Raw genomic sequence first — 10857 nt, 5'->3', positions numbered from 1 at the left:
GCCGCCTACCCCTACCAGCAGGCCTACCTGCCCTACAACCGCCTCATCGACGGAACGGTCCACGACTGGTGACCACGTACAACCCCGAAACCAAGCTCCGCATCATCGTGATGGGGGTGTCCGGCTGCGGCAAGACCACCATTGGCGACCTCGTCGCCCGGGAACTCGGCGTGCCGTTCCTCGACGGCGACTCCCTCCACCCTGTGGAGAACGTCGCCAAAATGGCGGCCGGCACGCCCCTGACGGATGACGACCGCTGGCCGTGGCTCGCCACGGTGGGCACCGAGCTGGCCAACGCGGGCGACGGCGGCATGGTCCTGGCGTGCTCCGCCCTCCGGCGCAGCTACCGCGACGCCATCCGGGCCCAGGCGCCGGATACCGTCTTCCTGCACCTGCACGGGAGCAAAGAGGTCCTGAGGGCGCGGACTGAAGGGCGCACCGGCCACTTCATGCCGCCGGCCCTCCTCGACTCCCAGCTCGCCACGCTGGAACCGCTCCAGGCTGACGAAGCGGGCGTCGTCGTCGACATCGCTGCCGGCGTGGACGAGGTGGTGCGGGAGGCACTCGCCGGAATTGCCGTCGTCGCGCGCTCCAAAACTGGTGGCTCCGGCGGCGCTGCCGGCAGTGCCGGTGCCCCCGGCACCCGGCCGCGGCAGTTCGACGTCGACCTCCAGGCCGCGCCGTTCAACCTCGACGACGACGCCGTCGCCTGGGTGGAATCCACTCTGGCCGGCATGAGCCTCGAGGAAAAAATCGGCCAGCTGTTCATCAACCACAACAACGACTACTCCCCGGAGTACCTCGATGGCGTGCTGGAGAACTACCACGTGGGCGGCATGCGGTACCGGCCGGGCCCGTCCGCGGCAGTGCAGGAGCACATCCGGTATGCGCAGTCGAAGACCCGCATCCCTTTGCTGGTGGCCTCCAACCCGGAAATGGGGGGAGCCGGAAGCTGTGACGACGGCACGTTCGTGTCCACGCACCTGCAGGCCGGCTCCCACCCGGACAAGGCCATCGCCCGGCAAATGGGACAGGTGGCCGGGGTGGAAACCGCGGCGCTGGGCTGCAACTGGGCGTTCGCGCCGATCGTGGACATCCACTACAACTGGCGGAACACGGTGATCTCCACCCGGTCCTTCGGGAACACCCCCGAGATCGTGGTGGAGCGCGCCAAGGAATACTTCGACGGCATCAGCGAGTCCCCGACGGTGTGCGCCATGAAGCACTTCCCGGGCGACGGCGTGGACGAGCGCGACCAGCACGTCGTCACGTCCTACAACACGTTTGGCTACGAGGAGTGGAACCGGACCTACGGGCACGTGTACCGCGAGATGATCGGGCACGGCGTGCAGTCCATCATGGTGGGGCACATCGGCGCCCCGGAGCTGTCCCGGCATTTCCGGCCGGGCATGGCGGACGCGGACATGCTGCCGGCCACGCTGTCCCCGGAGCTGCTGCAGGACCTGCTCCGCGGTGAGCTGGGGTTCAACGGACTGGTCCTTACCGACGCCTCGCAGATGGTGGGCCTCACCCAGGCCATGAAGCGCCGGGACCTGGTGCCGGCCACCATCGCCGCCGGCTGCGACATGTTCCTCTTCTTCCGCAATCCGGCGGAGGACTTCGGCTACATGCTGGACGGCGTCAAGTCCGGCGTCATCACCGAAAAGCGCCTCCACGACGCGCTGCGCCGGATCCTTGGACTGAAAGCTTCCATGGGACTGCACCGCAAGCCGGCGGACCAGCTGGTTCCGCCTCCTGCGGCGCTGGCCGTGATCGGCAGCGCGGAACACCGGGCTGTTGCGGCGGAAATCGCGGACAAGACCGTCACCCTGGTCAAGGACACTGCGCACAACCTGCCCATCACGCCGCAGACGCATCCGCGGATCCGGCTGTACGGGATCTCCGGCGGGGCGGATTTCACCCGCGCCGATCCGCTGGCCTACCTGGACACCGTCAAGGAAGAGCTGCAGGCCGCCGGCTTCGAGGTGCACTTGTTCAAAACCGCGGACCAGCGGGAGGCTGCGGGGGAGACCGGTGTTAACTTCATGTCGATCATCTCCGAGGAAGCCACCGGCGACTACGCGGACAAGTACGACGCCGCTTTTGTGTTCGCGAACGTCAAGGGCTTCGCGCAGGAAGCGGCGATCCGGATCAAGTGGTCCTCGCCGATGGCCGCGGAGATCCCGTGGTACGTCACCGAGGTTCCCACGGTGTTTGTTTCGCTCAACCAGCCGAACCACCTGATCGATGTGCCGATGGTCAAGACGGCGATCCACGCCCACGCAGGGTCCCGCGAGGCCATCCGGGCCACCATTGAAAAGATCCAGGGCAAGTCCGCATTCCAGGGCACGTTCAACGACAACGTGTTCTGCGGTTCCTTCGACACCCGGCTCTGACCGGCGCACTAAAAAAGGAAAGCCCCTCCATGAGGGGCTTTCCTTTCTTGCTGATGGCAGGACGCGGCTAGATCCACTTCGGTGCGGCGGGCGTTCCTTCCGCCGCACCCGCGCCGGTGGCCGTGACCCCATGCGACCCCCGGCCGGCGGCCCATTGGACGACGGCGGGCAGCGGCCCCGTGATGATCGTCGGGTCAGCGGCGCCCGCATCGCCGAACGCCAGGTCCGTACCGTCCACCTTGACCAGGAGCCCGGCATCCGTGCCGCGGGTGTGCCAGGCGCCGGTGATGTCCTTGAGCAGGCGTTCCAGGACGGGGGCAGGGATATCGCCGAAAGTGGCGCCGTTGTCCAGGTCCACGGCGTGCATCCAGACCTCGCGGGTGCGCATCCACACGGTTTCCTCCGCCGGGACGATGCGGCCCTGGGCGGTCTTGACCTTGTGGTGCCAGGCGTCCGCGGGCAGGTCGCGCCATTCGACGTTCAGGTGCACGGCTGAGTGGTCGAAGAGGTGCCGCAGGGCGATCGGGGACAGGGTGGACCCGAAATCGATTTCGTGGTTCCGGGCCTCGGGCGAGGAGTACATGGGGTTTTCCACGCCGGTGGCGGCCCATTCGATCAGCCGCGCGATGGCGCGGGCGTTGTAGCCCACGTGTGCCACGACATGCCTGCGGGTCCAGCCGGGAAGGAGGGTGCCGCCGTCGAGCTCTGCGTCGGAAAGCTCGTTGAGCTTGCGGGCGAAGAACGCGGTGCCCCGGCGCGCCTGGAGCAGTGCCTCCAGGAGCGCCGGGTCGGTGGCCTGGTCGTGGCGGGCAACCATCAGGCTTCCTTGACCACGCGGTTCTTCAGCTGGCCCAGGCCCTCGATGGTGGTCACCAGGACCTGGCCTTCCTGCAGGTAGCGCTTGGGGTCCTGCGCGTGGCCCACACCGCCGGGGGTGCCGGTGGCGATCACATCGCCCGGGTTCAGCGTGATGATTGTGGAGATGTAGGAGACCAGGAATTCTGGGGTGAACACCAGGTCCGAGGTGGGGGTGGACTGCTGGACGTCGCCGTCCACGGCCGAGGTCATCAGCGGGCCGGGGGTGAATTCGTCCTTGGTGACCAGGGCCGGGCCGAACGGGGTGGACTTCTCCCAGGTCTTGCCCTGCAGCCACTGGATGGTGCGGAACTGGTAGTCGCGCATGGAGATGTCGTTCAGGACGGCGTAGCCGGCGATGTGGTCCGCGGCGTCGGCCTCGCTGATCCGGCGGCCCTGCTTGCCGATGACGACGGCGAGTTCGGCTTCCCAGTCCACGGTGTCCGATTCCTGCGGCAGGGCGAGGTCGTCGTTGGGGCCGATCAGGGACTCGGCGTACTTGGCGAACAAGGTGGGGTATTCGGGCACTTCCCGGCCCATTTCCTTGATGTGGTTGCGGTAGTTGTGGCCCACGCAGATGATCTTCCCCGGCGAGGGCACGACGGCGGCGAGGTCCGCGCCGTCGAGGGCGTGCGTTGCGCCGCTGGCCGCCGCGGCGGTGGTTTCCCAGGCGGGGTCCTGCAGCAGGGCGCCGACGTCGGCGACCCCGGAGATCTCGGTGAGGGTGTCGCCGTCCTGGCGGACCGCCACGGTGCCCTTGGTTCCTGTGCTGTCAGCAGTACGGAGGGTGAGGAGTTTCATTACTTGCTGCGTCCTTCGATATAGGTGCGGTTGAAGTTCAGGCGCTCAAAGATGGGGGCGTCGCTGAAGCGAAACAGATCAAATTCACTCTCGGCCTGCAATGACCAGGCGGCCCAGGACGGGACCACGAAGAGGTCGCCCTTGGCCAGCTGCCGGGTTTCGCCGTTGAGGACTACGGAGCCGGTGCCTTCGAAGACCTGCCAGACACTCGAGCCGACCTCGCGGACGGTCTCGGTGGCGGCGCCGGCGCGGAGGCGGTGGAACTCGGCGCGGATGGTGGGCATGACGTCCCCGCCTGTGGTGGGGTTGGTGTAGCGGACGGCGGCGTGGCCCTGGGACACGGTGGCCGGGTGGCCCTCGTCTTCCAGCAGCAACTGCTCACGCAGGGCCGCGTCCGTGTACTTCCACCGGTACGCGGCGATGGGGGAGCTGGTGGTGTCATCCAGGCCCGAGAGCGGGCGAAGCCCGGGGTGGGCCCAGAGGCGCTCGGACCGGGAGATGTCCGGGGTGGCCTCGTCCGTGACGCGTTCGGTGCCGAACTCGAAGAACCCGGCGTCAGCGTAATGCACGAACGGGATGTCCAGGCCGTCGATCCAGGCCATCGGCTCGTCGGTGTCGTTGTGGTGGCCGTGGAAGTTCCAGCCCGGGGTAAGCAGGAAGTCGCCGCGGGACATCCGCACCGGGTCCCCGTTCACCACGGTCCACACACCTTCGCCCTCGACGACGAAGCGGAACGCGTTCTGGGAATGGCGGTGCTCCGGCGCGGTTTCGCGGCCGCCGAGGTACTGGATCGCTGCCCAGAGTGTGGGGGTGGCGTAGGCGGTTCCGCCAAGGCCCGGGTTGGCCAGGGCAATCGCGCGGCGTTCCCCGCCGCGGCCCACGGGAACAAGGTCACCGGCACGGGCGGCCAGCGGGTAGAGGTCGCTCCACCGCCACACGTGCGGCACTGCCTTGGGGGACGGGACCATCGGCATCAGGTCACCGATCTCGGTCCAGAGCGGGATCAGGTTCTCTTTGTCGAAGTCCTTGTACAGCTGCTCGAGCTGGGCAGCCTCCTCGGCGGTGGGCTCCGGAGCGGTGATCCCCGCGGCCACTGATTCATGGGTCGTGTTCTCGGCGCTGATGGACACGTGGGCCTCCTTTGTAGGTCGGAACAGTTTTTTGGCGTGCCTCGACTCTACGGAAGAAGGTGGTGTGACCCCCAGCATATTCTGCTCTTCAGAATTGGGGGCTTAGTCTGGCTCGGTTTAGTCCGGCTGCACCGAGTCCGGCTGTGTTTAGTCCGGCTCTGCCGGGTTTGCCGCGATGTCGATTTCCAGCTGCCTGCAGCATTCGCGCAGGGCTGGTACCAGCCCGGCGTCGAACACCGTGCGGAAGCGGGTGGCGGGTGTGGCAACGCTGAGGGCGCCCACAACCTGCCCGTGCCGGTTGTGCAGCGCCATGCCCAGGGCGCTCACACCGTCCTCAGTGCCCTCAAAGTTGGCTGCAAAACCGTTGCCGCGGATGGACTCCAGCTCGCGCAGGAATCCCGGATATTCCTCGTCGGGGATGGTGTCCCCGCCAATCTCGGCGTTGTTGCTGCGGAAGAGCTGGTCCAGCAAACGCGGTTCCAGTTCCGCCAGCATGGCCTTGCCGCCGGACGTCTTGTCAGCAGGCATCACCGTCCCCTGCCGGTCACCTACCCGCAGCACGTTGGTCCCCTCCACGGTCGCCAGGAATCGGACTTTGGTGCCAACCCGCACCATGAGGTTCACGGTCTCGTTGAGCCGCGCGGCGAGCAGTTCCATATGGGGCTGTGCGAGCGAGCGCAGCAGCCTGGTCCAGCTCAGTCCGGCGGGGCCGACGCCCATGGCGGGACCCGGAACATAGCGACGGGTTTCGTCCTGCACGGCGAAGCCGCGGTAGACCAGCATCGCCAGGAGCCGGTGGGCCGTGGAGGGGGCCACTCCCAGTTCCTCGGCCGCATCCTTCAGCCGGAGGGCGCCGCCGTCGCGCAGGAGCTGGAGGAGCTGCAGCGCGTTGTCCACCGCCTCGATGGAATAGGTGGGGCGCTTCTGCACGGGCTTTTTCTGCACATCAGAATTGTATTGTGGTTCATCTTCGGTGGCCATGACAGTAGTGGGATGAATCACACACTTCCCGCTGCAGCGACGCACCGGTTCTCGCCGGGGGATCCCACCCCCACGTCCAATGACGGGCACGGCCGGTTCTCCAAGGCCTCGGCAGCCGCAGTCCTTGTCTGCTGGCTGCTGGTGGTCTTCGACGGCTACGACCTCATCGTCTACGGCACTGTCCAGTCCTCCCTCATTTCCGAAACCGGCTGGGGCCTGACCAAGGCAACCGCCGGGACGGTGGGCTCCATGGCCTTCCTGGGCATGATGATCGGCGCGATCTTCGCCGGCCGCATGGCCGACTCGTGGGGCCGCCGCCGGACCATCCTGGGCTGCGCCATCGTTTTCTCTGTCTTCACTGTTCTTTGTGCCTTCGCTCCCAGCGCCGCCATTTTCGGGGTCCTGCGGCTCCTGGCCGGCATCGGGCTTGGCGGCCTGGTGCCGTCCGCGAATGCCCTGGTGGCGGAACTGGTCCCCACCAAGTGGCGCTCCATCGTGGCCACCCTGATGATGTCCGGCGTCCCGATCGGCGGTTCCATTGCTGCCCTCGTGGGCATCCAGCTGATTCCGGCCTTCGGCTGGCAGTCCATGTTCCTGGTGGCCGTGCTGGCCCTGGTGGTCGTGGTGCCGCTTGGGCTCAAGTACCTGCCCGAGACGCTTGCACCCGTGGGCGCAACGGACAGCGCGAAAGGCAAGGCCGAAAAAGCTGCCCGCCGGTTTGGCGCAGCCAAGGAACCGTCCGGCTTCTCCTTGCTCCTCCGCGCACCCTACCTGGGCATCAGCATGCTCTTCGCGGTTGCTACCATCGCCACCCTGTTCGCGTGGTACGGGCTGGGCACCTGGCTGCCCAACCTCATGCAGCTTGCGGGCTACAACCTGGGCTCCGCCCTGACGTTTGCCCTGGCCCTGAACCTCGGTGCAGTGGCCGGCTCAGTGATCACGGCCTGGGCCGGTACCCGCTTCGGACCAATTCCGACGGCGATCGCAGCTGCCGCCGTCGCCGCCGTCGCGCTTGTGGTGCTGGTGAGCGGACCGCCTGTGTCCGTCGTCTACCTCATGCTGGTGCTCGCCGGCGTCGGAACCCATGGCACCCAGTGCCTCATCATCGCCGCGGTGGCCAGCCACTACCCCGCCCATTTGCGGGGGACGGCGCTTGGCTGGGCCCTGGGCACCGGCCGGATTGGCGCCGTCGCAGCTCCCCAGGTGGGCGGCCTCCTGCTGGCGGCCGGACTGGGTGTCAACTCCAATTTCCTTGCCTTCGCCGGTGCGGCCGCCGTCGCTGCGGTCCTGCTGACCGCCGTCGGCATCAACCTCAAGTCCAAACTCCCAACTTCCCCTTCAAGCCCAACAACAGGAGCAAGCAATGTCTGAGCACGCCACGTCCACCGATGTCCTGGTGATCGGAGGGGGGATGGCCGGCCTGGCCGGCGCCCTCGCACTGCGCGAAAACGGTGCCAGCGTGACCCTCGTGGAGCGCGCCCCCGAGTTCGGCGAGGTGGGCGCCGGACTGCAGATGGCACCCAACGCCTCCCGCATCCTCCGCCGCTGGGGCCTGCTCGAAAAGGCGCTGGAAATCGGCGTGCAGCCCAAGCACCTGGTGTTCCGCGACGCCGTCACCGGCGAGGAGCTCACCCGCCAGACGCTCAACGGTGAATTCGAGGAACGTTATGGCGCTCCCTACGTTGTGATCCACCGGAGCGACCTGCACCGGGTCCTGCTGGAAGGCTGTGAAGCGGCGGGCGTCAAGCTCGTCAACGACGTCATGGTCGAAAGTGTTGAGACCGTGGGCGGCCGGGGCGTGGCGCATACCGCAGCCGGAGTGGACTTCGAGGCCGACGTCGTAATCGGCGCCGATGGCCTGCGGTCCACGCTGCGTCCGCTCGTGGCAGACGACCAGCCCGTCTCCTCCGCCTACGTGGCGTACCGCGGCACCGTGCCCATCACCGAAAACACGCCCAAGGCCGACCTCGAGGACGTCATCGTGTACCTCGGGCCGGACTGCCACCTGGTGCAGTACCCGCTGCGAAAAGGCGAACTGCTCAACACTGTTGCTGTCTTCAAGTCGCCGTCCTTCGAGCGCGGCGAGGAGCAGTACGGGGGAGTGGACGAGCTCGAGGCTGCGTACAAGGACTGCGTTCCCGCCGTCCAGGAGGCACTGAAGAACCTCGCCACCGGCATCCGCTGGCCCATGTACGACCGCGATCCGATCGAGAACTGGGTGGCCGGCCGCATGGTCCTGATGGGCGACGCCGCGCACCCCATGCTCCAGTACCTCGCCCAGGGAGCGTGCCAGGCCCTGGAGGACGCTGCCGCGCTTCAGGATGCGTCCGTTGGCACCGTCTTCACGGCGGACGGCGTCAACCCCGACGGCTGGGACGAGGCCATCCGCGACTTCAACAAAGTCCGCGCCGGCCGGACCGCCCGGGTGCAGCGCACCGCCCGCGTCTGGGGCGAGTCCTGGCACGTGTCCGGCCTCGCGCGCACCCTGCGCAACCTGCTGTTCAAGAGCCGGAAGGACAACAATTTCCAGTACAACGACTGGCTGTACGGGCAGGATGGCGACGGCGTTCCCGCCGGAGCCACGAAGCGGATCGCGCAGGAGGCGGCCGCGTAGGTCCGCCGGCAAGCCAGCCCCCACGGCAGCAGCGGACGACGGCGGGACCCTCCGCCGTCGTCCGCTGCTGTGTGCCAGTGCCTCGCCAGGTCAGCCTGGTTGCCGGGCGTGGGCGGCGCTTAGTAGGCCTTGACGCGCTGGTCGACGACGAGGTGGATAAGTGCGAAGACGCCGTCCTCCTCGATGGCCGCAAGGGCTGCATCGAGTGCGGCGGGGATGTCCTTGTCCTTGGTAACAGTGACCCCGAAACCGCCGAAGGCCCTGGCCATCAGGCCGAAGTCCGGATTCTTCAGTTGCGTGCCGGAGACGCGCGACGGATAGTGCCGCTCCTGGTGGGTGCGGATGGTCCCGTACTCCTGGTTGTCCATGACGATCACCAGCGGCGTGGCACCGTACTGGACCGCGGTCGCCAGTTCCTGGCCGTTCATCAGGAACTCGCCGTCGCCCGCAATGGTGACCACCCGGCGTGCCGGTTCCGCCAGCGAGGCCGCGATGGCCGAAGGCACGGAATACCCCATCGAGCCGTTGCGGGCGCTGATCATGGAGGCGTACCGGCGGGTTGGGAAGTAGCGGTGGGCCCAGTTGGTGTGTTCGCCGGCGCCGAAGGTCACCATCGCATCCTCCGTAAGCCGTGGCACCAGGTTCGCCATCAGGGTGTCCATCCGCGCCCGGCCCGGTGCCGGAGAGGCCGGGGGCAGGGCGGCGAACCTTTGCTGCTCCGTCCGCATCCGCCCGGTCCAGGCTTTCCATTCCGCCTTGGCCGGCAGGCTGATGCCCGCGAGGTCGCGTACGAAGGCTTCCGGCTTGGCCAGGATTTGCCGGGAGACCGGGCCCGACCGGCCGCGGAGCGAAGGATCCACGGTAACCAGGAAGTTCTTTTTGCTCCAGTCCTGCCGGCAGACGAACCCGTCCGTAATAACATCGCCCGGCACCGTCCCCACAAAGACCAGCAGGTCGGTTTCCTCCAGGAGATCGTAGGTGGGGCGGGGCCGGCCATAGCCAATAGGGCCAACATAGGAGGGCGAATCGAAGGGCACCGTCCCCTGTGTCCGCCATTCCGCAGCTGCCGGGATATGGTGCCGCTCCAGCCAGGCGGTCAGCTGGTCTGCCGCCGCCTGGGTCCAGTCGTTGCCGCCGGTGACGAACAGGGGCCTGCTCGATTCTGCCAGTGCAGCCCGGAGGGCGATGGCGTCCGTGCTGCTCATGCCACCGGAGGCCACGGGAATGGCGGGATGCAGTGCAGGGTCGATCTGCTGCCGGATGACGTCCTCGGGCAGCCCCACCACCACGGGCCCGGGCCGGCCGCTCATGGCCGCAAACATGGCTTCCGCCACGATCTCGGACGCCCGTTCTGCGTGGTCGAGGACCATCACCCGCTTGGCGCCCGTGTCGAACCAGGACTTGATGTCGAACTCCTGGAAGGCCTCCCGGTCCCGGTGGGCGAAGGGGATCAGGCCCACAAACAGAAGCATGGGGGTGGAGTCCTGCCATGCGGTGTGCAGGCCAACATGGGCGTTGGCGGCGCCTGGACCACGGGTCACCATCGCCACGCCGGGGCGCTGGTTCATCTTGCCGTCCGCTTCAGCCATGTAGGCGGCGCCGCCCTCATGCCTGCAGACGACGGTTGCAATATCCGATGCGTGCAGGCCATCCAATACGTCGAGGAAGCTCTCGCCCGGCACTACATAGGTGCGCTCCACGCCGTGCGCGGCCAGCGAATCAACTATCACATGGCCCGCGGATTTGGTTGCTGGTTCTGGCTTCTCCGCAGGGTTTGCCTGCAGCTTGTGCTGCGCGGAGGATTCGACGGCGGCGTGCAGGACGCGCGGTTCGGTCAGGGTTGCTGCTGCGGGTTCCGTTGTCATGGTCTTTCTTTATTGTTCGGTTATCTGATGGGTGTGCGGTTGGCGATGACGGGGGAGAGGCCGGTGTGGCCTTCGCGGGTTTCGGCGATTTCGCGGATGCGGGTGCGGCAGGCGTACCAGCCGACGACCATGAGGGCGGAGGCGATGGCGGTGACGAGCATGGTGAGGGGGGAGTCGATGAAGACCATCACGAGCACGCCCACGAGGAAGAGGAG

At 67.3% G+C, this 10857-nt stretch carries 8 protein-coding genes and 1 pseudogene; 3 read left to right on the top strand and 6 right to left on the bottom strand.

Features of this window, described 5'->3' with window-relative positions; translation table 11 throughout:
* The first annotated feature begins 110 nt into the window (after nt 1–110).
* The gene (locus tag PV768_RS21380) at nt 111–2396 is read left to right on the top strand and encodes a gluconokinase, GntK/IdnK-type (protein WP_421094148.1); all 2286 of its coding nucleotides are present in this window, start codon (nt 111–113) and stop codon (nt 2394–2396) included.
* 67 nt (nt 2397–2463) lie between these two features.
* On the opposite strand, the gene PV768_RS21375 is transcribed toward PV768_RS21380, so the two are convergent.
* The 4 genes from PV768_RS21375 to PV768_RS21360 all read right to left on the bottom strand — a co-directional run bounded on the left by PV768_RS21375 (nt 2464) and on the right by PV768_RS21360 (nt 6163).
* Nucleotides 2464–3213, bottom strand: a complete 750-nt coding sequence (locus PV768_RS21375; protein WP_321215319.1) for a maleylpyruvate isomerase family mycothiol-dependent enzyme — start codon at nt 3211–3213, stop codon at nt 2464–2466.
* Complete coding sequence (locus PV768_RS21370; protein WP_421094147.1) at nt 3213–4052, bottom strand: fumarylacetoacetate hydrolase family protein; 840 nt, start codon at nt 4050–4052, stop codon at nt 3213–3215. Before PV768_RS21370 ends, PV768_RS21375 begins: the two co-directional genes overlap by 1 nt.
* Nucleotides 4052–5182 carry a cupin domain-containing protein gene (locus PV768_RS21365; RefSeq protein ID WP_421094146.1) on the bottom strand — a complete coding sequence of 377 codons (1131 nt, stop codon included), beginning with the start codon at nt 5180–5182 and terminating at the stop codon, nt 4052–4054. Before PV768_RS21365 ends, PV768_RS21370 begins: the two co-directional genes overlap by 1 nt.
* A gap of 147 nt (nt 5183–5329) precedes the next feature.
* Complete coding sequence (locus PV768_RS21360; RefSeq protein WP_157239196.1) at nt 5330–6163, bottom strand: IclR family transcriptional regulator; 834 nt, start codon at nt 6161–6163, stop codon at nt 5330–5332.
* Nucleotides 6164–6175: 12 nt separating this feature from the next.
* On the opposite strand from PV768_RS21360, the gene PV768_RS21355 reads away from it, so the two are divergent.
* On the top strand, nt 6176–7534 hold the full coding sequence (locus PV768_RS21355) for an MFS transporter (protein ID WP_157239194.1): 1359 nt from the start codon (nt 6176–6178) through the stop codon (nt 7532–7534).
* Complete coding sequence (locus PV768_RS21350) at nt 7527–8777, top strand: FAD-dependent oxidoreductase (RefSeq protein ID WP_157239192.1); 1251 nt, start codon at nt 7527–7529, stop codon at nt 8775–8777. Before PV768_RS21355 ends, PV768_RS21350 begins: the two co-directional genes overlap by 8 nt.
* A gap of 119 nt (nt 8778–8896) precedes the next feature.
* On the opposite strand, the gene PV768_RS21345 is transcribed toward PV768_RS21350, so the two are convergent.
* Both PV768_RS21345 and PV768_RS21340 read right to left on the bottom strand, forming a co-directional pair.
* Nucleotides 8897–10642, bottom strand: coding sequence for a thiamine pyrophosphate-dependent enzyme (locus tag PV768_RS21345; RefSeq protein WP_421094145.1), 1746 nt, complete (start codon nt 10640–10642; stop codon nt 8897–8899).
* A 20-nt stretch (nt 10643–10662) separates the two neighbouring features.
* Nucleotides 10663–10857, bottom strand: a pseudogene (locus PV768_RS21340) (L-asparagine permease); the annotation flags it as partial.

This window comes from Pseudarthrobacter sp. CC4, assembly GCF_048957775.1.
GTDB lineage: Bacteria > Actinomycetota > Actinomycetes > Actinomycetales > Micrococcaceae > Arthrobacter.
Note: the sequence above shows the minus strand (reverse complement) of the source record. Positions and strands in the feature narration are given on the sequence as shown.

Bases quoted from the DNA above. Each gene is read 5' to 3' on its own strand.
- PV768_RS21380 (WP_421094148.1), top strand. From the start codon at position 111: ATGGGGGTGTCCGGCTGCGGCAAGACCACCATTGGCGACCTCGTCGCC.
- PV768_RS21360 (WP_157239196.1), bottom strand. From the start codon at position 6,163: ATGGCCACCGAAGATGAACCACAATACAATTCTGATGTGCAGAAAAAG.
- PV768_RS21375 (WP_321215319.1), bottom strand. From the start codon at position 3,213: ATGGTTGCCCGCCACGACCAGGCCACCGACCCGGCGCTCCTGGAGGCA.
- PV768_RS21345 (WP_421094145.1), bottom strand. From the start codon at position 10,642: ATGACAACGGAACCCGCAGCAGCAACCCTGACCGAACCGCGCGTCCTG.
- PV768_RS21370 (WP_421094147.1), bottom strand. From the start codon at position 4,052: ATGAAACTCCTCACCCTCCGTACTGCTGACAGCACAGGAACCAAGGGC.
- PV768_RS21355 (WP_157239194.1), top strand. From the start codon at position 6,176: ATGAATCACACACTTCCCGCTGCAGCGACGCACCGGTTCTCGCCGGGG.
- PV768_RS21350 (WP_157239192.1), top strand. From the start codon at position 7,527: ATGTCTGAGCACGCCACGTCCACCGATGTCCTGGTGATCGGAGGGGGG.